General features: G+C 49.1%; 23 protein-coding genes. 12 read left to right on the forward strand and 11 right to left on the reverse strand.

Annotation, left to right across the window (positions count from 1 at the left end; all coding sequences use genetic code 11):
• Positions 1–39: 39 nt before the first annotated feature.
• Entirely contained in the window at positions 40–945 is a 906-nt protein-coding gene (locus J3369_RS16765; protein ID WP_349588984.1) for a LysR family transcriptional regulator, read from the reverse strand.
• Positions 946–1,090: 145 nt separating this feature from the next.
• Between J3369_RS16765 and J3369_RS16770 the strand changes: the two genes are divergently transcribed.
• Positions 1,091–2,977, forward strand: a complete 1,887-nt coding sequence (locus J3369_RS16770; protein WP_349588986.1) for a bifunctional sugar phosphate isomerase/epimerase/4-hydroxyphenylpyruvate dioxygenase family protein — start codon at positions 1,091–1,093, stop codon at positions 2,975–2,977.
• Between the two features lie 141 nt (positions 2,978–3,118).
• The gene (locus J3369_RS16775; protein WP_349588988.1) at positions 3,119–3,991 is read left to right on the forward strand and encodes a 5'-methylthioadenosine/S-adenosylhomocysteine nucleosidase; all 873 of its coding nucleotides are present in this window, start codon (positions 3,119–3,121) and stop codon (positions 3,989–3,991) included.
• Positions 3,992–4,043: 52 nt separating this feature from the next.
• Here J3369_RS16775 and J3369_RS16780 read toward each other — a convergent pair whose 3' ends face one another.
• From J3369_RS16780 to J3369_RS16790, 3 genes are all read right to left on the reverse strand, one after another.
• A complete protein-coding gene (locus J3369_RS16780) occupies positions 4,044–5,009 on the reverse strand; it encodes a carbohydrate kinase family protein (protein ID WP_349588990.1) in 966 nt (321 codons plus the stop codon).
• A gap of 40 nt (positions 5,010–5,049) precedes the next feature.
• Entirely contained in the window at positions 5,050–6,390 is a 1,341-nt protein-coding gene (locus J3369_RS16785; protein WP_349588992.1) for a carbohydrate porin, read from the reverse strand.
• Between the two features lie 136 nt (positions 6,391–6,526).
• A complete protein-coding gene (locus J3369_RS16790) occupies positions 6,527–7,726 on the reverse strand; it encodes an ROK family transcriptional regulator (protein ID WP_349588994.1) in 1,200 nt (399 codons plus the stop codon).
• A gap of 199 nt (positions 7,727–7,925) precedes the next feature.
• Here J3369_RS16790 and fucP point away from each other — a divergent pair, with 199 nt between their 5' ends.
• The 3 genes from fucP to J3369_RS16805 all read left to right on the forward strand — a co-directional run bounded on the left by fucP (position 7,926) and on the right by J3369_RS16805 (position 9,955).
• Positions 7,926–9,257, forward strand: coding sequence for an L-fucose:H+ symporter permease (gene fucP, locus J3369_RS16795; RefSeq protein WP_119502441.1), 1,332 nt, complete (start codon positions 7,926–7,928; stop codon positions 9,255–9,257).
• Positions 9,258–9,401: 144 nt separating this feature from the next.
• Entirely contained in the window at positions 9,402–9,668 is a 267-nt protein-coding gene (locus J3369_RS16800; RefSeq protein ID WP_349588996.1) for a CopG family ribbon-helix-helix protein, read from the forward strand.
• Positions 9,665–9,955, forward strand: a complete 291-nt coding sequence (locus J3369_RS16805; protein WP_349588998.1) for a type II toxin-antitoxin system RelE/ParE family toxin — start codon at positions 9,665–9,667, stop codon at positions 9,953–9,955. Before J3369_RS16800 ends, J3369_RS16805 begins: the two co-directional genes overlap by 4 nt.
• 65 nt (positions 9,956–10,020) lie before the next feature.
• Here the strand turns inward: J3369_RS16805 and leuA are convergent, their stop codons facing one another.
• Positions 10,021–11,676 (reverse strand): 2-isopropylmalate synthase, encoded by a 1,656-nt coding sequence (leuA, locus tag J3369_RS16810; protein ID WP_349589001.1) that lies wholly within the window; start codon positions 11,674–11,676, stop codon positions 10,021–10,023.
• A 155-nt stretch (positions 11,677–11,831) separates the two neighbouring features.
• Between leuA and J3369_RS16815 the strand changes: the two genes are divergently transcribed.
• Complete coding sequence (locus J3369_RS16815) at positions 11,832–12,299, forward strand: Lrp/AsnC family transcriptional regulator (protein WP_349589003.1); 468 nt, start codon at positions 11,832–11,834, stop codon at positions 12,297–12,299.
• Positions 12,300–12,326: 27 nt separating this feature from the next.
• On the opposite strand, the gene J3369_RS16820 is transcribed toward J3369_RS16815, so the two are convergent.
• The 3 genes from J3369_RS16820 to J3369_RS16830 form a co-directional block, all read right to left on the reverse strand.
• Complete coding sequence (locus J3369_RS16820; RefSeq protein WP_349589006.1) at positions 12,327–13,034, reverse strand: carboxymuconolactone decarboxylase family protein; 708 nt, start codon at positions 13,032–13,034, stop codon at positions 12,327–12,329.
• A gap of 85 nt (positions 13,035–13,119) precedes the next feature.
• Entirely contained in the window at positions 13,120–14,025 is a 906-nt protein-coding gene (locus tag J3369_RS16825) for a helix-turn-helix domain-containing protein (RefSeq protein WP_349589009.1), read from the reverse strand.
• A gap of 4 nt (positions 14,026–14,029) precedes the next feature.
• Complete coding sequence (locus tag J3369_RS16830) at positions 14,030–14,950, reverse strand: MBL fold metallo-hydrolase (protein WP_349589012.1); 921 nt, start codon at positions 14,948–14,950, stop codon at positions 14,030–14,032.
• Between the two features lie 273 nt (positions 14,951–15,223).
• Here J3369_RS16830 and J3369_RS16835 point away from each other — a divergent pair, with 273 nt between their 5' ends.
• Genes J3369_RS16835 through J3369_RS16845 form a run of 3 tightly spaced genes read left to right on the forward strand, consistent with a single transcriptional unit; the run spans position 15,224 to position 19,030 of the window.
• Positions 15,224–15,889, forward strand: coding sequence for a 2Fe-2S iron-sulfur cluster-binding protein (locus J3369_RS16835; protein WP_349589014.1), 666 nt, complete (start codon positions 15,224–15,226; stop codon positions 15,887–15,889).
• Positions 15,876–16,832: an FAD binding domain-containing protein gene (locus tag J3369_RS16840; protein ID WP_349589017.1), complete on the forward strand. Its 957-nt coding sequence runs from the start codon at positions 15,876–15,878 to the stop codon at positions 16,830–16,832. Before J3369_RS16835 ends, J3369_RS16840 begins: the two co-directional genes overlap by 14 nt.
• Complete coding sequence (locus J3369_RS16845; RefSeq protein WP_349589019.1) at positions 16,829–19,030, forward strand: molybdopterin cofactor-binding domain-containing protein; 2,202 nt, start codon at positions 16,829–16,831, stop codon at positions 19,028–19,030. The genes J3369_RS16840 and J3369_RS16845 overlap by 4 nt, the downstream gene beginning before the upstream one ends.
• 27 nt (positions 19,031–19,057) lie before the next feature.
• On the opposite strand, the gene J3369_RS16850 is transcribed toward J3369_RS16845, so the two are convergent.
• Together J3369_RS16850 and J3369_RS16855 are read right to left on the reverse strand one after the other, a co-directional pair.
• A complete protein-coding gene (locus J3369_RS16850; protein ID WP_349589021.1) occupies positions 19,058–19,324 on the reverse strand; it encodes a LysR family transcriptional regulator in 267 nt (88 codons plus the stop codon).
• Between the two features lies 1 nt (position 19,325).
• Positions 19,326–20,228 carry a LysR family transcriptional regulator gene (locus J3369_RS16855; protein ID WP_349589023.1) on the reverse strand — a complete coding sequence of 301 codons (903 nt, stop codon included), beginning with the start codon at positions 20,226–20,228 and terminating at the stop codon, positions 19,326–19,328.
• Between the two features lie 216 nt (positions 20,229–20,444).
• Here J3369_RS16855 and J3369_RS16860 point away from each other — a divergent pair, with 216 nt between their 5' ends.
• The 3 genes from J3369_RS16860 to J3369_RS16870 are packed head-to-tail and all read left to right on the forward strand — an operon-like array spanning position 20,445 to position 24,253.
• Positions 20,445–21,209 (forward strand): SDR family NAD(P)-dependent oxidoreductase, encoded by a 765-nt coding sequence (locus J3369_RS16860; RefSeq protein WP_349589026.1) that lies wholly within the window; start codon positions 20,445–20,447, stop codon positions 21,207–21,209.
• A 43-nt stretch (positions 21,210–21,252) separates the two neighbouring features.
• Positions 21,253–21,855, forward strand: coding sequence for an NAD(P)H-dependent oxidoreductase (locus J3369_RS16865; RefSeq protein WP_349589029.1), 603 nt, complete (start codon positions 21,253–21,255; stop codon positions 21,853–21,855).
• Between the two features lie 16 nt (positions 21,856–21,871).
• Entirely contained in the window at positions 21,872–24,253 is a 2,382-nt protein-coding gene (locus tag J3369_RS16870; protein WP_349589032.1) for a membrane-bound PQQ-dependent dehydrogenase, glucose/quinate/shikimate family, read from the forward strand.
• A gap of 86 nt (positions 24,254–24,339) precedes the next feature.
• Here J3369_RS16870 and J3369_RS16875 read toward each other — a convergent pair whose 3' ends face one another.
• Positions 24,340–26,601 carry a TonB-dependent receptor gene (locus J3369_RS16875; protein ID WP_349589033.1) on the reverse strand — a complete coding sequence of 754 codons (2,262 nt, stop codon included), beginning with the start codon at positions 26,599–26,601 and terminating at the stop codon, positions 24,340–24,342.
• Between the last annotated feature and the right edge of the window lie 240 nt (positions 26,602–26,841).

A 26,841-nucleotide genomic window follows, 5' to 3' on the forward strand; every position in this document is an offset into this window, starting at 1 on the left:
TCAGAGTTACAATTACTCTGACGTCGGTACACTATAACTTTAAGTTAACAGGCCGGTGTGGATCTCCGCGAGCTTGCTCTGCGCCGTCTCAAAACAATTACGTAAGTGATTAGACATAGACACTTCGTTATGGCGAACAAAGTATATGGATTGCCTGACATCGCCGAGGGGCACAGATACCAGGCCGGGATAACGCCCGGGTATAGCGGTATATTCCAGCGCAACGGTTAATCCCAGACGCTGCTCAGCCATGGCACAGGCATCGTCCGCATAGCGCACCATTACCGCGGTCTGTGGCTCTTTGCCAATTTCGTCAAAACCATCGCGGATTGCCTGACCCAACAGGGTTTCAGGGAAATAATTGACGATGGGATGGCCGGCAATATCCTCAAAAGTAAGCTGTTCGCGGGATGCCAGCGGGTGGTCCTCCGGCAACACCACCTGCAGACGCAGATGGGTGGAAGGGTCGGCCTGAACCAGCGGATGACTGACTTCCCCGAGAGCGATAGCAAAGTCAATGCGCCGCTGACTTACATATTCAGCCATGGCCTCGTTGGGCAGGGTCTCCAGTTTAAGCATGACATCCGGCATGACTTTTTTAATTTCAGCAAACAGCCAGGGGGCGACCACATTAGACAGGCTGGGCGTGCAGCCTATGTGAAATTGCAGATTATCGCCGCGGATAATACGTCCTATGGTATCCTCCAGCCCTTCAATACGCTGGTAAATCGGTTCGACTTCACGAAACAGTTCCAGCCCTTCCGGTGTGGGGATCAAACGCCCTTTACTTCGCTCGAACAGGGCTATGCCCATCTTGTATTCCATGTACTTAAGCAACCGGCTGATACCGGGTTGAGACACATTCAGTATTTCCGCAGCGCCGCTGATTGTCTTGGCTATCATCACAGCTCTGAATACTTCTAACTGACGAAAATTCAAATTCACTTCGTCACTCCTTACAGGTTACTTAAGCGACACAGATTAACATGAAGTTATACGATACGGACAAGCAGATCTTTTACAAGCGCGAAAACCATTTTTAACATGAATACTGAAAAATTGTCTCTGTCTATGAAGTGCCGGATTATTTATGAAACACTCTATCGCCTCAGTATGCCTGTCAGGTAACCTGAAACAGAAAATTGAAGCTGCTGCCGCTGCCGGATTCCGCGGCATTGAAATTTTTGAAAACGATTTACTGCTGTACGATGCCTCTCCGGCCGTTGTCCGGCGAATAGCAGAAGACAACAATATCGATATTATTGCGCTGCAGCCTTTCAGGGATTTTGAGTGCATGCCCCGTCAGAGCATGAAGAAAAACTACGACCGGGCGGAAAGAAAATTCGATACCATGGCAGAGTTGAACACCGACACTTTGCTGATTTGCTCAAACGTGTCGCCGGCCTGTGTTGATAACCCTGCACTGGCCGCAGAACAGTTTAACCGTCTGGCCGACAGTGCCGCTTCCCGTGGCATCAGATTAGGCTACGAAGCGCTGGCCTGGGGCCGTTACACCGCCGATTTCACCGCGGCCTGGGATATTGTGAAACAAGCTGATCATCCTAACCTGGGCATTATTCTCGACAGTTTTCATATTTTCGCGCGGGGTCGTGACCTGTCTGCTATCGCAGAGATCCCCGGCGATAAAATCACGCTTGTGCAAATTGCCGATGCGCCCTGGCTCAAACTGGATGTACTGCAGTGGAGCCGGCACTTCCGTTGCTTCCCGGGACAAGGCCAGTTTCCGGTGGTGGAGTTTATGCAGGAAGTGGCGAAGACCGGCTACGACGGCTATGTTTCTCATGAAATTTTTAACGATGAATTCCGCTCAACTCCCACTCAGGACACAGCGCTCGACGGCAAACGTTCTTTACTCTGGCTGGAAAATGAAATGGCCGGACGGGCACCGGATATCGTAGCGCCGGAGATAGCCGAAAAAGCCATTGCACCGCCTCAGGCTTCAGTGACTGATGTGGAGTTCATTGAATTTGCCACTGCCGGCAGTGCGCGGGACACCTTTTTAGAGTTGATCAGCGCGCTGGGTTTTCAGCAAACCCACCAGCATAAAAGCAAGGATGTTGCCCTGTTCCGCTGCCAGAATGTGAACTTCATCCTGAATCAGGAGCCGGACAGTTTTGCTCAGAACCACTTTCTGGTTCACGGCACTTCTGTGTGCGCCGTGGGATACCGCACAGACAATGCGCAGAATATGGTTTCACGGGCCAGCTACTTTAAATACTCCCGTTTTGAAACCGAAGCACGCCCGCAGGAAATGCAGATCCCGGGCATCCGGGGTATGAATGGCGAGCTGGTGTATTTTGTGGAATCCCCCGACAAACACCGCCGTTTCTATGATGTAGACTTTATCCCGCTGGAAACCAGCGCCCCGGCCTGCCAGGCCCCTATGCGGGTTGACCATATCACCAGTGGTATTTCTGAGTCAGAATTTTTATCTACGTCGCTGTTTTACCGCGTGCTGTTTGGTTTGAATGTGGATCAACCGCAGGATCTTATTGACCCCTACGGCCTGATTGTCAGCCGCACAGCGACCAGCCAGAATAAGAAGATCCGCCTGCCCTTTAATATGTCGCGCAGCGGTAACTCTTCAACAGAACAATTCCGCCGCAGACACGGCGGCTCCGGCGTACAGCACATCGCTATTCATTGTGATGATATTCTCAGTTACATAGAACATGTGGACCAGAAGTACATTCTTGATATTCCGGAAAACTACTATGATGATCTTGAGGCGCGTTTCGACTTAACACCGGAACTGTCACAAAAGATGCGTCAGTACAATTTGCTGTATGACGAAAGTCCCACAGGTTACTTCCTGCATTGCTACACCATTGACGTTAACGGATTATTCTTTGAAATTGTCCAGCGTCATCAGTATGGCAACTATGGCGAAGCCAATGCCCATGTGCGTATTGCCGCCCAGACCCGTGCCAGAATGAAACAGGCCGCACCGGAATGAGTCAAGCATAACAGCGATAACGGGGCAGCCATCAGACTGCCCCTTATTCATCTAATGTAGCCATACTTCCGGACCTGAACTTGCTGACGCAATTTGCTGTAACATAGCGTTTATGACTTTCGAACCGGAAACCAGCTACCCATGAAAACTGCTTTTCTTTTTTTAATCTTTTGTTTGTTCAGCCGGATGATTTGCGCCGGCGAATTCAGCGCCGCGAATATAGAAATCACCACACCTTATCGAGCACCGGTAATGATTCAGGGGCCTATGCCCATTGAAGCTGAATATTTTGCCAGTCTTCTCACCGGCGTCACCATAGAGAAATCAGGCACCGCCACCTTCTATAAAGGTTTGCTGAATAATTACCCTGTTGTGGTCGCGCAAACCGGCAAAGGCCTTGAGAATACCGCTGCAGCCACTGCGGTGGGCATCACCCGGTATCATCCTGTAGCCATTATTAATCAGGGCACTTCAGGCGGTCACGATCCGGCTTTGCTGGTCGGTGATATTGTGCTCGGAAAACGTGCACTGAACGCAGGAAATTTTAAAACCCCATTCAGGGAAAAGGGTGAAGGCTCTGCGCCATTAAGCTGGAAGCCTATGGACTTACTGGCCTCTTCAGGCAGTGCCGGTGAGGGGGAGTCGGCAAAGAAATCAGAGAGGATCCGCTATTATATGGGTGACAGTAAACTGCTGGAATCCGCCCATGCAGTAAGCGGTCAATACAAACGGGGAAAAGTAACGGAAGGCACTATCGCCAGCGCAAATTTCTGGAATAACGAGTTAGACCGGATTGCCTGGCTCCATGAACACTTCGGTACCAGTACAGAGGAAATGGAAACCGCCGCAGCGGCACAGATTGCTCACGCGTATGATGTACCGTTTCTGGGAGTGCGGGTGTTATCAAACAACCTGACTAACGGCGGACACTACGATCCTTCAACGGCTAAGGACTGTCAGCAGTTTGTCCGTGACCTCGTTACCCATTACATCGCATCATTAGAGGCGAAATAAGCAGACTGTTTTTGAGCCGCAGATTGTTGCGGCTCTTTTCAGTAAAGCCGGATTATTTAAGTTCGATATCACTGCGCGAGGGCAACGCATCAAACGCACCGTACTTTGATACCGCATGGGCGCCGCAGCGGGTAGCAAAACGCAGAGAAGACATAATGCTTTCAAAGTTGCCTGCCCAGGCCACAAAAGACGCTTTATCCTGCACTACTTCTGCTAACGTGAATAAGAACCCGCCCACAAAGGCATCACCAGCTGCCGTGGTATCTACTGCACTGACAGGTGGCGTAGGATAAATACCGTTGGTGTCGTGACTGTAAAAAGCCACCGGATTTGCGCCATCCGTAACCAATACCAGCGACACACCGCTGTCCATCCAGTTCTGAATCTGCCCGTCGATATTCGACTCGCCATACAGCTCAATGAGTTCCTCTTTACTGGCCTTTATCACATCCACCTGTTTAGCCGTTTCATCAATAAAATACGGTGCCAGGGAAGGCTCTGCCCAGAATGCCGGACGTAAATTAATATCCAGACACAGAATGCTGCCTGCCGCTTTGAATCCGTCGATAGCAGACAAGGTGACTTTACGTAAATCCGGCGTGCTCACTGAGCCCGAGCAGAAACTGACAATGCGGGGTTTCTCAAATAATGCAGGCACCAGGTCCGCTTCTGAGATATCAGTATGGGCCGCATTGTCGATATAAAAATCGAAAGATCTTTCACCGTCAGCATCCAGGCCGACAAAAGCCAGAGCGGTTTTTCCTTTTTCAGAATACGTAGTGAAAGCAGTATTCACCTCAAGGGCTTCCAGTGTACGGTGCAGATAATGACCAAACTGATCTTTCCCCAGCTTACCGAACAGATAGCTTTCGCCACCCAGTTTGGCAACTGCAACAGCCACATTCGCAGGTGCGCCTCCGGCAAATTTTCTGAAGCTTTCCGTTGCGTCTGTAATTCCGGGCTGTCCCTTGTCAGACAGCATGTCGATTAAGGCTTCTCCCATGCATAACACTTGCATTTGCATTCTCCTTACTGATTGTGCAACAGATAAAACCGGCTTACTGGAAAAGCAAACCTGCGAGATTGATATCAAAGCGCAGCCCCAGCACCACGGCATCACTTAAGTCTTCCTGTCTGGCTTTGTCGCCAAACTGATCGGGATTAACGATGTAGTGGATGTTGGGCTGAATGCGGATGTTGTCGTTCACATGAATACCGTAACTCAGTTCCATCATCGCCTGCATACTGGCGGGACGGCCTGAACCTTCGTTAAGGTTGCGCAAAATAAACTGGTCTTCAATGGCGTCATGACTGTAATGTTGCTCTGTATACACAAAGGCGACCGTATCTTTATCGCGGCCCGGGAATGTCCCCCGCTTCACAAAACCGGCCTTAAAATAAAAATCTTCAATCAATTCACCGGAGGTGCCGGTCAGCACAGCACCAAACAAGGTGACGCTGCGCTGAGAGTTCAGATCGGGTCTCAACACGGTTTGTTCAAATCTTGCAAATACACCGGAACGACCATTGCGGGTGGCGTAATCATTTCCGCTCAATGCGGCATAATCACCGTTCTCGTCTTTTGACGGGTCGGTATAATCAGCACCGTCATACCAGCCCCCCACTTCATAGCGGCGCGGATAGTCATCATTGTCCCATGTCGTCTGATACCCCAGCGTGACAGGTAACACCACCCCGGTAGAATCTTCAACTCCCCAGTCCAGGCCATGATCGTCTGACGCCTGGTGAGGAGTATTTTCTTCGTAAACACCGGCATGGAAATAGGTTTTGTCGTTCAGCCAGAATTTAGCATGACCGCCCCAGCTGGACACCGGCCACCAGGTAAAGTTACTGGTACGGAACACGAATGTGGGATTGCCGCACGCAGAATTGGTCTGAAAATACTGACACAGCTCCGAACCCAGAAAACTGATATTGGCGACAGTGCGGCCGGCTTCAACCTGAAGTTGCCCGTCAAGAAAGTGTTTTTCTACGGTAAAACGGGCCAGACGGCTGTTCTGTCCGCCATAAATTTCCTGCACCGATGTACTGTTACCAATGTATTTTGGTGCAAGGTTTTGTCCGTGACGGTTAGTCACTGCCACATGGATTGTGGTGTCTTTCCAGTCAGATGCCTTCTCCATGTCGAAATCTGCACCCACAAAAAGCTGCCCTGCATAGGCGCTGCCCCGTTGTTGGCCGCCATTCACATTCGCTGCCGCTTCGCCGGTATAGCTGGCCTGGAAATTAACGTAATCAGGCATATCCTTGGCACTTACCTGCCCGGAGGCAAGAAGCAGAGCGATGGTTGCACCACAGGTTGAACCGGCCTGAGACACCTTTGTCATCAGCGGTTTACGGGAGGAAATTTCAGATATCAATGAAGGAAAAAAACGCATGCAGCATCCCCTGGCAAAGTGTGATTTCAATCCACAACACGATCACACCGTGTTAACAGTGACTTCAAGGAGACGCAATTTAATGCAGCTGAATTATTAAATCAACTATATTTATTTAATAATTATTGACGAATTGTTAAAGACTGTACTGCGCGAGTAAGGGCAAATTGGCGCTACCAAAGGACTGGGCATCCGCCCCGACCGAGCCTCCGCGTAAGGTTAACGAAGATAATCCCCGGAAGTCAGCCGACTGTAACAGCTGCCCGCAGCGACTGAGCAATTCTGCTTTGATGTTATCGGGAAGTGCCCCCTCAATAATCATCGCATCAAGGTCCAGGAAGGCATGGGCACTCATGGCACTGTGCACAATGCCGGTAGCCACAGAGTCCAGCCATTCGCTGATCCCGGGCACATCTTCAGGCCATACTTGTTGCCTTCCATGCAGGAATGCCGTGTCCTGCCCCGCCTCTTTCAGGGTTTTCTCCAGCAAGTATATTGATGCCACATCAAGAAGCTGGCCGCCGGCAAGACTGCCCGGATAAGGCAGGGAGCCCACCGCGCCGGCATTACCGTGACGACCGGTATGTAACTGCCGGTTCAGTACCATACCGCCGCCGATGAAGGTGCCGACAAAGCAATACAGGTAATCATTGAGATCCCGGTGTTCGCCAAACCAGAGTTCGGCAGCACAGGCTGCGGTGTCATCGTTGCACAGATAAACTGGCAAATCTGTGATCTTCTGAATGGCAGCAGGAACATCAAAGTCCTGCCACTCTGACAATGCCTCTTCCGGCGCGCCGGCCTGCTCGCTCCAGCGCCAGATTTCAAATGGCATGGCGACACCCACACCGCTCACACGCAGTTTCTCCCCGTCACTTAAGGTTGATAACATCGCCCGAATCCCCTTTTCTGCGAAGCGGATCATTGCATCCACGGCCGGATAGTCCCACTGCTCCCGAAGTGACGAGCGTACTTTGCCGCAAAAATCGATAAGGGTGATCTGAATACTCCGGCGACCAATTTTGATACCGACCCCGAAAGCCCCGTCTGCCTTAAGGGAGAAGGGTACGGAGGGTTGTCCGCGCTTGCCTCTTTGGGGTTCTCCCCGCAACAAAAGCCCGTCTTCTTCCAGCTTATTGATTATGACGGTGGCGGCCTGGGCTGACAGGCCTGTTTCATTGGCTATACGGGCTTTGGGCAATTCCTGATGCTGACGGATCAGCGTCAGAATGCGGCGTTCGTTCAGTGCCCGCAGACCAGACTGGCCTTTCAGCGGGGTGCTTTTTTGCCAGAATCCATGGGGTTCAACTTGCTGGCCGGAAGAATTTGCAGGCATATGAGACATCTTATTTTCATTAAATCAACAACGTATAGTAGTCCTTCCATTCCCTGCTGCCTAGTCCCCTGGCAAAATGCCTCCTGAAAGTCATCCCGGAGAAAGAAAAACAATTAAATAAATTATGTTGATTTATTGACACATAAAATTTTTGTTGTTTAAATCGCTTAACTAATTGTTTACATGCTGAGGAATGACCGTGCAAAAACGCGCGCCACTGGTTTCTAAAGAAACGCTTGTCCCATTCATTTTGCTCACCATCTGCTTTGCAGCCTGGGGCGTTGCCGCCAACATGACGGACCCGCTGGTAAAGGTATTCAGTAAAATATTTACCATGTCGTCATTACAGTCTGCACTGGTGCAGTTCGCCTATTACGGCGCTTACTTTTGTCTGGCAATTCCCGCAGCATTCATTAACAAACGTTTTTCCTACAAAACAGGTGTGTTAACAGGCCTTGGCTGTGCTGCCACCGGTGCGTTCCTGTTCTACCCCGCCAGCCAGACCATGACTTACGGTTTCTTTCTGGCGGCTCTGTTTGTTCTTGCCGGCGGCCTGTCGATTCTGGAAACCTCTGCTAACCCTTATGTTATGGCCATGGGATGCGAAAAAAGCGCAACCCGACGCTTAAACCTGGCCCAGGCGTTTAACCCAGTGGGCACAAACTTAGGGGTTTTCCTGGCGGCAACTCTTATCTTACCCAACCTTAATCAGGCTTCAGCGGAAGAGCGGGCGGCGATGTCGGTTGCAGAATTAAAATCGGTCATTGGCGCTGAGCTCGACGCCGTTATGCTGCCTTACGTAGGCATGGCCTGCGTACTGGTGCTGGTATGGATTGCCATTGCATGTATTAAAACGCCGGTGAACGAGTCCACAGAATCCCGCAGTGAAAATGTGCAGCTGGGCGCATCACTGAAACGTTTGCTGGGTAACCGTCACTATCGTTTAGGTGTGCTGGCTCAATTCTTTAATGTCGGCGCGCAAACCTGTGTATGGACTTTCACAATCCAGTACGCCATGAAAGCCGTGGGCGGTAACGAAGTAGATGGCGGACAAATTCTGCAGTACAGCATGATTGTGTTTCTGATTTCCCGGTTTGTCATGACCTGGCTGATGCAGTTCCTTTACCCTGCCCGCCTGCTGATGATCATGTCACTAGTTGCCGCTGGACTGTGTATCATCATGACTCAGTCACCGGATTTCATTGGCGTCATTTCACTGGTATCAATCTCTGCCTGTTTGTCTTTGATGTTCCCGACGATTTACGGCATCGCACTGGACGGACTGGGCGAAGACACCAAACTGGGCGCGGCTGGTCTGGTCATGGCCATCCTGGGCGGTGCAATTCTGCCACTGTTTCAGGCCGCACTTATCGATTCATCCGGCATCGTCGTGTCATATATCGTACCGGCCATCTGCTTCCTGCTGGTTGCCGGCTATGGATTGTTCGACATTAAGTCTCACCCTACACGGGTTGCCCATTCAGATGGTTCTGAAAAGGTTGCGTCAGAGGATCAGTTGATGGCGAAGTGATGGGCTGGGTAATTGATATAAAGTATTGAAAGGCGACATTTGTCGCCTTTTTTTGTGGGCGTTTTTTGTCAATGAATAATGTATGTGTGGACTGATTTTCACATGATGTACTACACTGTAATACAGAATCTTTGGAGGTAACGTATGAGTATTACGAGTGTCCGTCTCAATGACGATATAGAGAAGCCACTGGATTCTCTTGCGAAAAAGCTGGATCGAAGTAAAAGCTACCTTATCAATCAGGCGGTGAGGGAGTTCATTGCCAGACAAGCTGTTGATGACGCCCGATGGGAAGAAACACTTGAAGCAATAGAGTCAGTCAACAGGGGAGAGCTGATTGATGATTCAGAAGTAAATACATGGCTCAATAGCTGGGGTTCAGACAAACTGAAGAAAACGCCTTCAATATGAAACTTCAGTATACGCCGCAAGCGGTGGATGATTTGAAACGTTTACACGACTTCGTAGTATTAAAAAGCCCGTTAGCTGCAAGAAAAATTGCAATTGAAATTCAGGACGCAGCGGAAAGGCTAAAGCACTTTCCGGAAATAGGCTTACCGGTTCTGGCAAGCCCTTCACCAGAATGTTTCAGAGATCTCTATATTGGCAATTACACGATTCGCTACCAAATAAAATCGGCCGGGCTCATCTACATTCTGCGGATCTGGCATAACAAAGAAACCGAAAAAGATTCATAAGTAAGAAAGCGGACAAATGTTTTTCCTGTCCGCATCCCAACTAATTATGGCTTCATGTGCCGGCATCACATCAACCGGTTAACCCCTGACAACAGCGCTTTAATAGCGGCAGTGATGATATTGCTGTCGCTGGCACAGCCGAAGGTGGAATCTGCTCCCTGCAGTTTCACTTCAATATAGCAGACAGCTTTTACGCCTGCGCCCTCACCCACCGCGTGCTCGTGATAATCTGCTACCTCCACATTTTTATTCAGGAAAGTGCTGAGCGCATTGGCCGCTGCTTCAACCGGACCGTTACCACTGCCCTGTATAGTGTAAACTTCGTTATTCAGGGCAAACTGAATACTCACCGATTGCTCCCCGCTTGCCACCGACGTAATCGTGCTGCCGGTATAGGCGAAAGGCGTTGTGGCATCGAAATATTCCTGCTCAAAGACTTCTTTCATCCGTTTTGCCGACATTTCTTTACCGGTGCTGTCGTTTTCACGCTGCACGGTGCGGCTGAATTCGATTTGCAGTTTTCGCGGCAGTTGCAGATTCGCTTCCTGTTCCAGTAAGAAGGCCACACCACCTTTACCGGATTGGCTGTTTACACGGACAACCGCTTCAAATCCGCGCCCCACATCTGCCGGATCGATGGGTAAATAAGGCACACGCCAGCGACCGTCTTTACTCTGTACCGCCATCCCTTTTTTGATAGCATCCTGATGTGAACCGGAAAAAGCGGTGTAAACCAGTTCCCCGGCATAAGGATGACGGGGATGCACAGGCAACTGATTGCACTCTTCCACCAGCTTGCGAACCTGATCGATATCAGAGAAATCCAGTTCCGGTGACACGCCCTGGGAATACATGTTCATTGCCAGAGTCACAATATCCACATTGCCGGTGCGTTCGCCATTGCCGAACAGGCAGCCTTCGATACGGTCAGCTCCCGCCATTAACGCCAGTTCAGCTGCAGCCACAGCAGTCCCCCGATCGTTATGCGGGTGCACACTCAACACAATACATTCCCGCTGATTGAGGTTGCGGTGCATCCATTCAATCTGGTCGGCATAGGTATTCGGCGTATTCATTTCCACCGTCGCCGGTAAGTTGATAATGATTTTGTTCTCAATTGTCGGCTGCCAGATGTCCACCACCTCATCCACGACCTCTTTAACAAAGTCGATTTCGGTACTGGAAAACACCTCAGGAGAATACTGATAAGTCCAGTTGACTTCCGGTGCACCGGCGGTCAGTTCCTTCACCCGGCGGGTACCGGTCAGTGCGATGTCTTTCACCCCTGCTTTATCGGTGTTGTACACAATCTCACGGAAGTCCGGCGCAAGGGGATTGTACATGTGCAAAATAGCATTGCGGGCGCCCCGTAAGCTTTCAACAGTACGCTCAATCAATTCATAGCGGGCCTGAGTCAGCACTTCTATGGTGACGTCATCAGGAATATGGTTACCTTCGATCAGTAGCCTGACAAATTGAAAGTCGATATCTGATGCCGATGGAAAACCCACTTCGATTTGTTTAAAACCAACAGACACCAGTTTTTTAAAGAAACGCAATTTGGTTTCAATCGACATCGGGTCGATAAGCGCCTGATTGCCATCGCGGAGATCCGTACTCATCCAGACAGGCGCCTGTGTAATGGCATTGTTTGGCCACTGACGTTCAGGTAAAGATACGCCAATGAATCGCTGATATTTGGTGTGAGGATGAGTAAGCATGAAACGAAGACTCCGGGATGAATAACGGTTCACGTAGTGTACGCGATATCTGTTGGCAGAGGATTGCTTTCACTTGCTTACTTTACACCCGTAAAGCAATAATATAGCTCAAAACATTACCATAATGACTTTTAATGCCAGATGGGAGAGCGAAAGTGGAATTAGACAAGACTGACAAACAAATACTGGAAACGTTGCAAAAACACGGTCGTATCTCAAATCAGGAACTGGCTGAAGCTGTTAACCTTTCTCCTTCCCCCTGCCTGAGGCGGGTAAAGCAACTGGAAGACAGCGGCTTTATTGACGGCTATGTTGCGCTGGTTAATGCGCGAAAATTGGGACTGACCCTGGTATCGTTTATTCAGATCGTCATGGACAAGCACACCCCTGAGCGATTCGGGAAGTTCGATAATGCCATTGCCACCTTTCCTGAAGTACTTGAAAGCCATTTGATCACCGGCCAGTCTGCAGATTATTTGTTAAAAGTCATCGTAAAAGACATGGATGACTTCCAGCAGTTCCTGCTTAATAAACTCACCCGCGTAGAAGGTGTCAGCGGCGTGCATTCCTCTTTCGTGCTGAAATCCCCCAGGAAAAGTACCGCTGTGCCCGTGTACAGGTAAGACTGCGCCGGGGATTCGGAAGGGAGTTTAGTCAATGTTGATATTCCTCACCTCATTAATCGCATTAAAAACGGCCGGAAACCCTAACGCAGGAAGGCAGTGAACCAGCGCCCCAATCATCTCTGGCTTAGTGTTACCCACAATCAAATTGCCTCTTGCATGGGAGGCAAGTTGCTTTTCCGCACCAAGTGTAGCTAATGTGATGAGCGCAACCAGTTCACGGGTTTGGTTGTCGATGGCACTTCTTGTATAAAAGTCACCAAATAAAAGTTCGGTGAGATAAGCAGGCAACTTCTCATCATAGGGTTCAGGTAGATCTGCAAACGCGTTTTTAATTTCGTTGCCGTAAATGGGCACCTGTATGGCTAATCCCGCCTGGTACCTGCTTTCACTGCTATTCCTGGCCTGTGATGGCAAAGGCAGCACTATTCCCTTTTCATTGAATACTTCGTTAACTGCAACGAGGGCATTCTCTATTTTAGGGAATCCGGTAAAAGGTGCTGCCACATACAGCGATTCGCGAATCGTAACCGGCGCGATTCCATCATCAATTGCCAGACGCACTTGCCTCTTAAGTTGAGGGAACGACTGCTGAACGGCAAGTGCCGTTATCAGGCTAATGTGCTTTTGCAAAGGGGTAAGCACATCCTGCGCGCCCAAGTCGTTCTCAACAAAGTTATTCTGAATCGCCATGAATTCAGGATCGGTTTGTTCTGTTGTTCTCATTGTCATCATCGTATTCTCCATTGAGTGACACCCTGCCAAAAGCACCAGCGACACTATAAAACTCTGGAATTTCATAATATGACCTTCTCGATTATTACCGGTACTGTGTTGGCGACATGCCCACGTTGCGTTTAAAGAAGCGGGTAAAGTGCTGGGGATGACTGAAACCCAACTGATACGCCACCTGAGCTATGCTCAGGGAGGGGTTGGCCATTTTCTGCTTAGCAATGCTGGTTAACCACTTTTCAATAAACGCCTTTGCAGATATCCCGGTTTCAGACTTGATGGCATCACCAAAATAGTTCGGTGACAGATGCAGTCTACTGGCGAAATATTTCACCGTAGGAAGTCCGACAGATTCCGTTTTACCCTGCTCGACATACTGTTGAAGTTCGTTTTCGAACCTGACTAATAATTCAGTCGGTGGCTTATTAACACTGTCTTCAAGACGGGAGGCAGCGCGATTACACTGAGACAGGATCAGGCGGATGTAATTGGCAATAACTTCCCGGGTTAATCGGGGATTTGAATACTCCCCTTCCGGTGCTGTTGAGACCTCAGTCTGCAGCATACTGAAGAGCCGAATTAATTGTTCTCTGACTTCAGCGGTCACAGGCACTGCCGCATTACTTTCATAATGGAAAAGCCTGTTCTTATCTAAATGTAATGCCTGCCCGGCGACAAAATCAGGATGAATGGCGATTACCCAACCTTTAGGGCGGTAGAGTTCGGTCTGATGCTGAGAGAACACCTGACCCGGCGCAATGAATAAAAGAGAATCTCTGCAAAAATCGTAGCGACCTCTGCCATACTGAATGCCCTCACATTCACTTTCTTTCAGAAAGATCAGATACAAACCGCTCAAGTATTCATGAGGAATGAACGGCGTAGAGTAAGCCTGATTCAGAACTGAAACATGCTCGTGATACGTTGCCTGCCCCCGTTCTTCGTTAAACTGGCGGATAGAGTTAAGCTGCCCGATTGTGTTTGGCTTAGTCATACGATTACTTCTTGCCTGGCCAGACAAACGGCTCTCCCGGAGCCAGAACTTTAATGCGTTCAGGATTGGTAACCCTGGTCAGCAAAGCATTGGGGTCGCCATTAAACGGGCTGAAATCAGGGGCATTTACCGAGCCCCAATGATGCAGGAGTAATATTGCTTCTGGATAAGCGTTTGCCAGCTTCACAGCGCCTTCAAAGGTAAAATGCCACTCGCTGTCGGAAAAGTCGAAAAGGATAATGTCCGGCGCAGGAGCATACGTAAGTTGTTCCGGCATCAGTCGTGAGTCGCCGGTTGCCCAAATCGTCCCTTCCTCTGTTTGGATCCAGAACCCTGCGCTGTCTTCATCTTTGAACACTCTGTCTGCCGCATCCGGATAGGCATTTTGCCAGGCATGATCGGCAGGCATGACCTTTACATCCACATTACGATTAATCTTAAAACTATTGCCAATATCGTGCCCTGCACCATTAAATTCATGCTGTTGCATCAGGCTGCCAACATATCGGGTGGAATGCATCACTGTATTGGCGTCATTCAGCTTTGATAGGGTTGGAATACTGAAATGGTCGTTATCCGCATGGGTAACCAGAATGGCGTCGAGTGCCGGTACATTGTCAGAACGAATGGGAAAATCAATCATGACCTCCATGTCAAAGCCTTCCAACAATGGATCGACCATGAATGTCGTACCATGGGAATTTATCAGAAAACCGGCGAGACCCAGCCAGTAAAAAGTGGTGGTATCGGAATCACCAAAAGCCTCACGGGTAAGCGGCAGCGTAGCTTCAGGCTTCGCCTGCCCCGCTTCGCTATAAATCACATTTTGAAAAGCCTGGGTAGTGTCTGAAGTTGCCTGTGCAGAACTGGCTATCAGGGCGGTTATGGTAAAGATGGTTTTAGTTAATGGTGACTTAGCAAACATGAAAACAGCCTTTTTGAACTTTGGACCTGTAATCACTTTAGCACCCGGAATCCAGTTTAACGCCATCCTAATTACGGTATTTCCTACCATTTTTACTGCATTATAAAAAATACTAAAAGGTGTTTTTACGTGCCAGTTACCACTATTACGGTATTGCCTATCAGAACTACGGGCGTTCGGGTCAGAGTATTGCCAATTCGCAGACGGCTGGATTAACTATCAAATGTATTAGATCGCAAAGACCAAGGTTCTTAATCTTCTGAGGAGAAACCGATGCGTTCAGACCAACCAGCGAACCCGTCCAGGCGGGACTTTGTCAAATCGACGTCTACGGCAGGAATAGCAGCAGGCGTCAGCACTCAGTTTCCATCAACGGCAATGGCGCAATTATCATTACCCGATGTTCGTGAAAAAGCGTTTACGCAACAGGTAACACTAACAATCAATAGTCGAAATCATACGTTAGAAATTGATACACGAATGACCCTGCTGGATTTGTTACGGGAAAAATTAGCGCTCACCGGCACAAAAAAAGGATGCGACCACGGCCAGTGCGGCGCATGCACCGTGCTGGTAAACGGCACCCGCATTAATGCGTGCTTATCGCTGGCCGTGATGCACGGCAACGATAAAATCACAACCGTCGAGGGCCTCGGAACGCCTGACAATCTTCACCCACTTCAGGATGGCTTTGTAGAGCATGATGGCTATCAGTGCGGGTACTGCACATCAGGACAACTCTGTTCCGCTATTGGGATGCTTTCGGAAGCCCGACAAGGTATGCCAAGCCATGTAACGCCGGATCTGATCATTCCGGTTGCGCTTAGCCGTGATGAAATTAAAGAAAGAATGAGTGGCAACCTCTGTCGTTGCGGCGCTTATCAGAACATTTGCAATGCCATCGAAGATTATGCGGAGCGTAACCGTGAGACCGTTTAATTTCATCACAGCAGAATCACCGCAACACGCCTTATCGCTTGTAGCAGAGAACAAAAATGCGAAGTTTATAGCGGGCGGAACAAACCTGCTTGATCTGATGAAGCTTGAGATAGAGGCGCCTCCTCTGCTGGTAGATATATCAAAAACAGGTCTCGATAAGATAGAGAAGCGTGAAGACGGGCGTATCGCCATCGGTACGTCAGTCACGAACAGTGCCCTGGCTGCCGATATGAATATACGACGGGACTATCCAGTGTTGTCCCGTGCATTACTGGCCGGTGCATCCGGACAGTTACGAAACAAGGCAACGACAGGCGGAAACCTGCTACAACGTACCCGCTGCCCGTATTTTTACAACACAGCTCAGGCCTGTAATAAACGACTGCCTGGCAGCGGATGTTCGGCGAAAGGCGGATTCAGTCGTCAGTTAGCAGTGATAGATGTCAGCGATGCCTGTATTGCTTCCTTCCCAAGTGACATGGCAGTGGCGCTTCGGGTGCTTGATGCTGAGATCGAGTTGTGCAGCCTGACAGGCACCAGAATAATTCCAATTCGCGACTTTTATCATGGCGCGACTACCCAGCCTCATATCGAGACGGTTATCAGGCGCGATGAACTAATCACGAGGATCATTCTGCCCCGCCCCATTGGTGGTAGCCACTTCTACGAGAAAGTCCGCGATCGGGCCTCGTATGCATTTGCTCTGGTGTCCGCTGCTATGGTTTTCCTGCCCGATGGTTCAGCCAGGGTGGCTTTAGGCGGTGTAGCGCCTAAACCCTGGCGGGTGGAGTCTGCAGAGCAACTGCTTACTACTGATATTGATGAATATGTGCGTATTGCATTTTCAGGGGCCTCATCAACCCACGAGAATCAATTCAAAATTCCGCTTGCGAAGCAAATTTTAACAACACTGATAAACGAGCACAAAGAGGCGATGGCATGATCTTCGATAAAGCAGGTGAAAATGTTTTTGACCAGCAACGGGTGGTCGGAAAGCCACAGCGCAGAATTGATGGCCCGCTGAAAGTATCCGGAAGCGCTACTTATGCCTACGAACAGCAACTTAACCGGAAGCTGGTTTATGGCTATATCGTGGGTACTCAGATAGCGTTCGGAAAAATTTCCGGGATAGATGACCGAAAAGCGCGGAGTGCCGAAGGGGTAATCGACATTATCACCTATCAGAACGTGCCTGAAGTCGGCACCGGGGCTTTTCTCTCAGCGAAGGCCCTGGGCGGACCGCAAATTCAACATTATCATCAGGCCGTTGCCATAGTGGTGGCAACTACCTTCGAACAAGCCAGAGCAGCGGCTGCCGCTTTAGTTGTGCATTATAAACGAGAAAATGGTCAATATAGTCTTGAATCACTGGCAGCCAGCGCTCCCTTGTCGAAAAGTGGTGCTTTCAGGCCCGAGCCGGTGACGTCACTGGGTGACTTTGAAAGCGCGTTTCACCGCGCTGCCTTTAAGGTGGACGAGACTTACACCACTCCTGATCAGTCGCACGCCATGATGGAACCCCATGCGACGTTGGCATACTGGGAGAACGACTTATTGCATTGCTGGACAGGCGTGCAGCAATTAAATTGGGGCGTGCGAGATTTGGCTCTTGCACTGGGTGTACCGAAAGAAAAAATAAGAATGCGGGCACCATTCATTGGGGGAAGTTTTGGCGTAAAAGGCACGGTGATGTCAGATACCGTACTAGCCGCACTTGCCGCACAAAAAACCGGTCTGGCAGTGAAGGTGACTCTCCAGCGTCCTCTTGTAGCGAATAATACTGCGCACCGCCCGGCAACCATTCAGCGGGTCCAGTTAGGCGCAAATCCCGACGGTAAATTAATCGCGATTGGTCACAAAAGTGTATCGGGGAATATTCCGGGCGGTCGCCCGGAAGCCGCAGTGCTTTCAACCCGATATCTTTATCATGCCGATAACCGGCTAACTGAATTAAAACTCGCTGAACTCAATCTTCCCGAAGGCAGCGCAATGCGAGCGCCGGGAGAAGCTCCCGGGCAGATGGCATTAGAAATAGCCATGGATGAGCTTGCAGAAAAGCTCGGTATTGACCCTGTTGAACTGCGAATTATCAATGATACACAGTTCTCACCAGAACATCCGGATAAGCCCTTTTCCAAACGCAATCTGGCGCGATGTCTTAAACGGGGCGCTGAAGCATTCGGGTGGCAACATCGTTCAGCAAAATCCCGGCAACAGAAAACGGGACGATGGTTGAAAGGAATGGGCGTATCTTCAGCCATTCGCGGTGCGCCTGTGATGCCGTCTGCAGCACGGGTAACACTGCAATCAGACGGGCGTCTGAATGTTAAAACCGACATGACCGACATTGGCACAGGCACCTACACCATCCTTGCTCAGACCGCTGCAGACATGTTCGGACTCACAACGGCAGACATAGATGTACAACTGGGAGACTCTGCGTTCCCTGAATCACCGGGAAGCGGCGGTCAGTGGGGAGCGGCATCGTCAACTGCGGGTGTCTATGCCGCATGCGTAGCGCTACAGGAAAAGCTCGCTGATAAAATGGGCGTGTCACTCAACGATCTCTCCTTTTCCAACGGGCAGATAGTCGTGAACGGTAAGTCTGTCGCTTTGCAAACACTTATCCGTGAGGGAGAGATCAGCGCAGAAGCAAAAATGGAATACGCGGAAAGCCGAAAGCAGTTTGAACATCAAACCTTCGGCGCCCATTTTGTAGAAGTCGCAGTGAATGAACTGACCTTTGAAGTGAGAGTGAAGCGCATGTTGGCCGTGTGTGACGCGGGCAGAATTATTAATCCCAAAGCAGCAGAAAACCAGGTGCTGGGCGGGATGGTTATGGGGCTGGGTGCAGCACTCATGGAAGAATTAGTGGTTGATGAACGTCTCGGCTTTTTTGTAAACCACGATCTGGCAGGCTATGAAATTCCGGTACACGCCGATATTCCCGAGCAAAAAGTCATCTTTATCGACGATGTGGACGAATACGCCGGTCCGCTAAAAGCCAAAGGTGTAGGAGAACTTGGATTAACCGGCGTCGCCCCGGCTATTGCCAACGCAATATACAACGCCACAGGGATAAGGGTGAGAGATTATCCAATTACGTTGGATAAACTTTTAGCCAGTTCCAATTCCATTTGATAACAAAATCATCCTTAGAAAGACATTTCAGTCATGAGGAAATTTTCTTAGAATCGCGTCAATATTATCGATATGACTGCCCACACTATCTCTTAAAAGTAACCCGGCTTGTGTCACCGATACGCTCCGGGTTGTTCTTGTCAGTAACCGGATACCCAAATCATCTTCCAGGCTCTGTATTGAGTGACTAAGAGCCGAAGAAGAAATCCCAAGTTGTGCCGCTGCACGTTTAAAACTCCTTTCTTCTGCGACCACCAAAAAATACCGTACTGCGGTAAAGGATATTTTTTTCATGTTACGAGGGTTCCTTGCTGTAGCGCAGCGTATCTACAACCAAATTCATGGCTCTGGAGGGATGTCGCCTGTTCGGATAATACAAGTGCAGCCCTGGCCACAAGGGACACCAGTCTTTGAGAACAGATATTAACTCACCGGATGCAATCATTGGCTGAACCATGTCCTCCGGAAGAAAAGCAAGACCATATCCGGCTTTCACCGCTTCAAAAACGTCATAGGCATTATTAAAAATAATGCTGCCATTGACCGCAATTTGAATACTTTTCCCTTTCTTTTCAAACTCCCATTCATATAGCCCGCCATAAGTTGACGTTCGAAGATTGACGCATTGATGATCTGCAAGATCGTAAGGCGAGAAAGGAATTTTTTTATTTTCAAAATATTCCTTCGAACCCACCACGACATTTTGCATATCCGGACCAATACGAACAGAAATCATATCCAACGCAACCTCTTCGCCAAAACGAACGCCAGCGTCAAAATTGCGGGATACAATATCGACACTTTCGTATTCATTACTAATTTCAATCTGAAGCTTTGGGTAATGCTTAACAACGTCCTTTAGTTTTGGCCATATTATTGTTTTTATCGCATAATCAATGGCTGTAATCCTTACGACACCACTCACTTCCTCTTGCATGTCAGTGAGTTTTCTCATCGCAGTTTCAATGGCATCGTACTCACCGCTGAGTTGCTCAAAAAGCCATGAACCTTTTTCTGTCGGTTCCACCCCCCGACTTTTTCGGATAAACAAACTGACTCCCAACTTGTCTTCCAAACGCTTTATTTTTGCACTAAGTGTCGGTTGAGAAACCCGCAATTCTGCAGCAGCCTTCGTTAAAGAACCCGCTCGCAGAACAGCGATGAAGTCGTATAAATCGTTGTGTAAGTTCTGAGACACAAACCAATCCTATATCAAGCCAGTTTTAGCGATGAATATTATCAAACCAGATTAGTGAAAAATATCTATACCAGCATAAAGATTATCCTCCTACTCAATAACTCCAGCATTTTCTATGATTCACCAATCAAATACTTTTTCTTGCTTTAAGTTCTGTTCGCCCATTGCGACTCTTACAACAAGCAAAAATAAATTTCACAACGATAAGGAATCTCTATGCAATTTAACTTTCAGGACAAAGTTGCACTCGTTACTGGCGGTGCATCAGGAATAGGCCTGGCAACGGTGCAGGCATTTTTCAAAGCCGGAGCAAAAGTAGCAATTGTCGACCGCGATTTACGCAGTGCAGAGTTGGCAGCGCGTGAGTTGAGTAGCTCCTCTGACGAAGCGCTTGCCGTTCAATGTGACGTTGCAGTTCCCGAAGAAGTCGAAGAAATGGTGTCTAACGTTATCAAAACCTTCGGGAAAATAGACATTGCTTTTAATAACGCGGGCGTTCAAAACCAACTGGCTGAAACCGCCGATGCCACGGTTGAGGACTTCGACAGAGTAAATGGTGTGAATTTACGCGGAATGTGGTCCTGCATGAAATATGAATTACGTCAGATGCGCGAACAAGGTGAAGGGGTCATTGTTAACTGCTCATCTTTAGGCGGTCTGGTAGGTGGCGCTGAGCGAGGAACCTATCATGCAGCAAAGCATGGTGTGCTCGGGCTGACAAAGAGCGCAGCGCTGGAATATGCAGACAGAAATATAAGAGTGAACGCTATCTGTCCGGGACTTATCTGGACCCCAATGGCTGAACAGATGGCGGAATCAGGGCAAAGAGAAGCATTAGAGGGAATGATTTCTCAAATCCCCATGAAAAGACATGGAGATGCCAGCGAGATAGCCGATGTGGTTTTATGGTTAAGCAGCGATGCATCAAGCTATGTAACCGGTCAGTCTATTTCTGTGGATGGCGGGTTGATCATGCGCTAACGCGCAATCAGCTAATCTGAATCTTAATAAACAGGAGCCATTCATGCTACGCAACTATTTCATCCGTTGGTTACAAATCCTGGGGGTTCTCAGCGTTTGTATAACTAGTACCAGCGCTTTCGCTACCGATGTACCAGAAGCGCAAGTGAAAACGCTGGTAATTGTTTCACACCCCTATCCTGAACGCTCTGTGTTGACTCTGGGCCTGCAAGCAGCCGCGAAGAATGTTCGGAACGTAACTGTCAGAAATCTGGAAAGTATCTACGGATTTGATACTCGCTCAATCGACGCAGACGTCGAACGTTCGCTTATGCGTAGTCATGACCGGGTTGTTTTCGTATTCCCAACCCACTGGTTCAATATTTCTCCTATGTTGAAAGCATACCTGAATGATGTTTGGGGAAGTGTAGGTCCGGGATTATGGCAAGGAAAAGAAATGATGTTAGTCACCACTGCCGGAGGAGGCAGTGCAACTTATGGTGAGAACGGTCGGATTGGTATTGAATTGAAAGATGTTTTCGCACCGATGAAAGCGTCAGCTGCTCATGCTGGTATGACTTACCTGACACCTCTGACATTCCAGGCAGCCAGGAATTCGGAGTTAGCGACTTATCAGCAAAAACTGATTGAGCGATTGGTCGAATAGTTCGCGGAGAAATATAATGTCAATTCAAAAGAAAACCACAATAAACACCCTCTATACAAAATTAGTCTCGATCATCATTATTGCACTGGGTGTCGCCTTGCTGGCAGGCGGCGCTTATTTGATAGCTCTGGGCGGTAGTCCGTATTTCGCCGTTGCTGGTGTACTGTTGTCAGTTGCGGGGATATTACTATTGAAGAACAAGCGGTCAGGCGTTTGGGTCTTCATCGCGACCGTTTTCTTAACCGTAATCTGGGCGATTGCAGATAGCGGTTTCGCATTCTGGGCGCTCTTTTCACGGCTGTACGTACTGGCGTTGCTAGCGGCGTTAGTACTGCTTCTCCCGCTAAGCCAAACAACATCAAGAGTACTCCGCATTCCTGTAAACAGGTTCGTAGCGATCACTATTCTGGCAGGCTGCCTATTCACTTTTATCGCTATGTTTCAAAAACATGGAGTTATTCGAAATGACTTTGCCATGAGTGAGACAACGCATGCTGAAAGCAATTCCGGAACAGCAAATTCACACAATTGGTCACACTGGGGGAATACGCCCGCAGGAACCCGGTTCTCATCATCGAATCAGATCACCCCGGACAATGTGCACAACTTGAAACAAGCATGGACCTATCAGACCGGAGAAGTGCCTGATCCTACCGCCGGAGAAGGGTTTGTTGTTACTCCTCTCTATGTTGATGGGCTTGTTTATGGCTGCACGCAGTCCAATACCCTGTTTGCACTGGATGGCGATTCAGGCGAAGAAATCTGGAAAGTCGAAACCCATTCGCAGGGTAACAACCGCCCTCGTTGTCGTGGCGTGGGTTATTATGAAACGGCGTCGACTGCTGTCAATAATGGGCAAGTACAAGACAATACTCCACTTCAATGTCGCCAGCGCATCATCACGACTACTGTGGATGCCCGGCTTATTGCTGTGGATGCAAAGACGGGAGCCTACTGCAACGGTTTTGGAAAAGACGGTGTTGTCTCGCTGAAAGCAGGAATGGGTGAAATCAAACCGGGCTTTTACTTTCCTACAGCAGCGCCAACGATAGCTGGCGATTTAATTATTGTTGGTGGACTGGTGTGGGATAACCACGAAACCGGCGAACCATCAGGTGTTGTCAGAGCGTTTGATGTCAATAATGGAAAGCTGATTTGGGTTTGGGATGTGGGCAACCCGGCGCTTGCACTCTCTGACGTCACCAACACAAGTTATACCAGAGGAACCCCCAATGTATGGTCAACCCCTTCCTATGATGAAGAACTGGGACTCGTGTACCTGCCAACTGGTAACGCCACACCTGATTTCTGGGGCGGTCATAGAACACCGCAGGATGAAGCGTACTCCTCTTCCATCGTGGCACTGGAGTTGGCAACAGGCAAAGAGCGCTGGCGCTATCAAACCGTACATCATGATATCTGGGATTTTGATGTTCCCTCACAACCTGCGCTTTTTGATATTCCGGACGGTGCAGGCGAAACGATACCGGCTTTAATTCAGACAACCAAAATGGGCCAGATTTTTGTACTTAACCGCGAAACTGGGGAACCCGTCACTGAGGTTGTGGAGAAAAAAGTGCCTACTGGTTCAGTGGATGACGACTGGACTTCGCCTACCCAGCCCTACTCAGTTGGCATGCCGCTTATTGGTAACGGAAAAATAGAAGAAAGCGATATGTGGGGGCTAACATTACTTGACCAGCTTTCATGTCGTATCCAGTTTAAAAAGCTTCGCTACGAAGGTGATTATACGCCACCAAGCGAAGTACCGACTTTACACCTACCGGGCTGGTTTGGCGGCATGAACTGGGGGTCGGTTTCTGTTGTGGAAAACCAGAACCTGTTAATCGTTAATGACATTCGTGTAGGCGTAACCTCGCAGCTTATTCCTCGCAAAACGTTTGAGGAAATGTACGCAGGCGTTGGCAGTGAAGGGGTAAGCGGTCAGCAACTGGGCACTCCCTGGGGTATTAAACAAGGTCAGTTTATTTCCGCCCTGGGAATCCCCTGCCAGCAACCACCCTTTGGTACCCTGACAGCTATCGATATGACGACAAAAGACATTGTCTGGCAAGTTCCATTAGGTACAGTTGAAGACACTGGTCCCCTGGGCATAGTTACACACTTACCTATCCCAATAGGCATGCCAACACGTGGGGGCCCGATTTCTACAGAAACTGGCGTGATATTTATGGCCGGAACACAGGATTTTTATTTACGAGCAATAGACGTATTAACCGGTAAAGAACTGTGGAAAGGCAGACTGCCTGTGGGTGCTGAAACAACGCCAATGACTTACACATCAAAACAAACCGGCAAACAATTTGTGCTTATTTCTGCAGGAGGTACATCGGCCAGCGGTAAGCCCGGCGATTATGTGATTGCATATTCGTTGTGATCCCTCTCTTCCGCCGGATTAAAAACAAAAACGGCGCAGGTTTTCACACCTGCGCCGTTTTCAGTTGTCGCCTTTTATCACTTTAATTAATAGCGGTAGCTCACGCTGAATGTGGCATTACGGGGTAAAATGTAACGGCCGTTAGGGGATGACGGGTTGCGGGGGTCGCCCTCTGTCAGCCCTTCTTCGTCGGTGAGATTTTGCACGTTCAGTTGCAGCTCCAGATCTTCAGACAGGAACACGTTCCAGCCTAAATCAATTTGCTCATAACCTTCCAGCACAACGGTGTTGCCGTTATCACCAAAGCGGTCATCAACAGCAAAAATCGTTGCGTATACAGTAGATTCAACATCACCCAGCATAAAGTCGTAGCTTGGGGTCAAACGCACCTGCCAGCCCGGCTGACGTTGTGCTTCGTTACCCTGATTTGTCGGGCTCGCTGTGATTTCGGTTTCCTGCACAGTCGCATTGACTGTTACAGAGAAGCCGTTGTCAGCATAGTAAGCAACGTCTAACTCAACACCGTAAGCTTCGTTGGTCAGCACTTCTGCCGGCGCGCCGGGACGTGCAACAAAGGTATCCCCTTCTACTTCGTTGAAGAAACCTGTGGCATACAAGCTGAAGCTCTGGCTGGCCATTTTGTAGCCCAGCTCATACTGAGTAACTTGCTGGATCAGATCTTCGCCTGATGTGTACGCGCCATAGTTATCACGGAAATCATCGAAGTAAGGCATTTTGAAGCCTTCACTTGCACGGAAGAATACGCCTTTGTTCTTTTCAAACTGCCAGTTTGCACCCGCAGTCCATGCGATATCACTTTTGCTGTAATCAACCGCTTTGCTGACAACGCCGGTCAGGCCTTCGTCAACGGTGTACTGCACTTCGTGTTTTTCACTGCGCACACCCACATCAACGGTTAAATCTTCTGTCAGTTTGTAATCTACTGCCGCGTAGAATGCATCGGAAGAGCCGTCACCTGTTGCATTGATATCATAGTTCCAGCTACAGCTGTCGGCATTGTCGTTACAATCGATACCGGTGAGCATTTCACCGCCGTTGCCCACTACGTAGTAAGACTGATTACCGATGGACCACCAGTCGTCAGAAGAGAATGAACTGGTGAAGTAACCGAAGGTAAATTTACCCTGGTCGAAAGCCTTACCGAACGTCAGATCGTTAGACAAACCTTCAATCTCTTTCAATACAACCCAGCTACCGAACATTTGTACATCAGTATCGCCTGCGTACTCTGTGCCGGTTACCACTCCGGTTGCCGACTCACCGTTATCAGCAACAGTAGCCAGTTTCACTGCGCCACCTTCAGGCACTAAGCCGTACGTGTTGGCATCGCCTTTGGTGTAGCCGAATTTGTCAGCCAGGGTCCAGCCGTTGCCTAAATCCAGTTGCAGATTACCGCCGGTAACCGAGCCTTTCCAGCCACGACCTTTACCGAGGTCGACATTCATGACTTCACCATCAGTACCCACCTGAATTTGAGACTGACGGTTCAGCGTACCTAATTGTACGTAAGAGTTATCCACGCCCTGCGCATTCAAAGCACCTGGCAGATACCAGATACCGTGATCATCGGTCACGCGGGTAAACACTGAAAACTTACCGTTATCCAGTTCTTTCGTGATGTTCAGGGTGAATTGCTTGCCGTCTTCAGTGTCGAAACCCGTGTCACGGATCCCCGGCGAGGTATACACATAGCCGCCTGCCATGAAATAAAGATCTTCAGCCAGCTCACCACTTACCAGGCCGTCTACACGTTTCAGGTTGTAATCTGAACCTGTGTATTTGATAAGACCTTCGGTTTCTTCTGAGCCTTCTTTCAGTAAGAAGTTAGATGTCAGGCCGGGCTGGCCGTTTGACAACACCGAGTTAGGACCACCACGCAACGCGTCCATAAACGAAATGGTTTCATCCATTCTGAAAAGCGAGGAGTTCTCAAGGAAACTCAATGTTGGCGGTGTAAAAACAGGCACACCTTGCAATTGAAGGGTAACGAATGGGGCATCACCACCTCCCGGAAATCCCCGGACGAAAATGTTCGCACCAGACTGACCGCCTGATGATTCCGCCCAAACACCCGGTACGGCTTTGAAAATATCAGCTGTACTCTTAGGGGCAAGTCGTTTGATATCTTCTTCAGACATATTGGTGATTGCAAAACTGGTGTCTACTTTACGGGTAGGGGTGCCGCCGGGGACACCTGTTACAACAATACGTTCTACTTCGCTGTTACCGGTGTTTGTGTTTTCTGTCTCTTGCTGGGCAAACGCGGCTGAGGTAAAGCCGAGTGCGCCAACAACTGCTAAAAACAAAGGAGATAGAGAGGTTTTCATGCTCAGTGTCCTGTTAATTATCGTTATACGTACAGGGTGAATTTCGACACCCTGCCATCTTTCGGGAACAAAAATACGAAAAAATGCAATCGATTGCAAAGATAATTTTCAATAGTTGCGCATTTTTTTATCATTGCATTTACAAGAATCACATTTTGAGCGGTCTCCGGGGGTTTGCTGTGAGGTAGGCAATTTGCGTAAAAAAGGCTATAGTCCGGCCCATGTCCACCTGTTGTTAGT

This window comes from Alteromonas sp. NFXS44, assembly GCF_040148705.1.
In the GTDB taxonomy this organism is placed as follows: domain Bacteria; phylum Pseudomonadota; class Gammaproteobacteria; order Enterobacterales; family Alteromonadaceae; genus Alteromonas.

Excerpts from the sequence above, each read along its gene's own strand:
- J3369_RS16770 (WP_349588986.1), top strand. The coding sequence starts at position 1,091 with ATGAAACACTCTATCGCCTCAGTATGCCTGTCAGGTAACCTGAAACAG.
- J3369_RS16775 (WP_349588988.1), top strand. The coding sequence starts at position 3,119 with ATGAAAACTGCTTTTCTTTTTTTAATCTTTTGTTTGTTCAGCCGGATG.
- J3369_RS16780 (WP_349588990.1), bottom strand. The coding sequence starts at position 5,009 with ATGCAAGTGTTATGCATGGGAGAAGCCTTAATCGACATGCTGTCTGAC.
- J3369_RS16785 (WP_349588992.1), bottom strand. The coding sequence starts at position 6,390 with ATGCGTTTTTTTCCTTCATTGATATCTGAAATTTCCTCCCGTAAACCG.
- J3369_RS16790 (WP_349588994.1), bottom strand. The coding sequence starts at position 7,726 with ATGCCTGCAAATTCTTCCGGCCAGCAAGTTGAACCCCATGGATTCTGG.
- J3369_RS16800 (WP_349588996.1), top strand. The coding sequence starts at position 9,402 with ATGAGTATTACGAGTGTCCGTCTCAATGACGATATAGAGAAGCCACTG.
- J3369_RS16805 (WP_349588998.1), top strand. The coding sequence starts at position 9,665 with ATGAAACTTCAGTATACGCCGCAAGCGGTGGATGATTTGAAACGTTTA.
- leuA (WP_349589001.1), bottom strand. The coding sequence starts at position 11,676 with ATGCTTACTCATCCTCACACCAAATATCAGCGATTCATTGGCGTATCT.
- J3369_RS16820 (WP_349589006.1), bottom strand. The coding sequence starts at position 13,034 with ATGATGACAATGAGAACAACAGAACAAACCGATCCTGAATTCATGGCG.
- J3369_RS16825 (WP_349589009.1), bottom strand. The coding sequence starts at position 14,025 with ATGACTAAGCCAAACACAATCGGGCAGCTTAACTCTATCCGCCAGTTT.
- J3369_RS16830 (WP_349589012.1), bottom strand. The coding sequence starts at position 14,950 with ATGTTTGCTAAGTCACCATTAACTAAAACCATCTTTACCATAACCGCC.
- J3369_RS16835 (WP_349589014.1), top strand. The coding sequence starts at position 15,224 with ATGCGTTCAGACCAACCAGCGAACCCGTCCAGGCGGGACTTTGTCAAA.
- J3369_RS16845 (WP_349589019.1), top strand. The coding sequence starts at position 16,829 with ATGATCTTCGATAAAGCAGGTGAAAATGTTTTTGACCAGCAACGGGTG.
- J3369_RS16850 (WP_349589021.1), bottom strand. The coding sequence starts at position 19,324 with ATGAAAAAAATATCCTTTACCGCAGTACGGTATTTTTTGGTGGTCGCA.
- J3369_RS16860 (WP_349589026.1), top strand. The coding sequence starts at position 20,445 with ATGCAATTTAACTTTCAGGACAAAGTTGCACTCGTTACTGGCGGTGCA.
- J3369_RS16865 (WP_349589029.1), top strand. The coding sequence starts at position 21,253 with ATGCTACGCAACTATTTCATCCGTTGGTTACAAATCCTGGGGGTTCTC.
- J3369_RS16870 (WP_349589032.1), top strand. The coding sequence starts at position 21,872 with ATGTCAATTCAAAAGAAAACCACAATAAACACCCTCTATACAAAATTA.
- J3369_RS16875 (WP_349589033.1), bottom strand. The coding sequence starts at position 26,601 with ATGAAAACCTCTCTATCTCCTTTGTTTTTAGCAGTTGTTGGCGCACTC.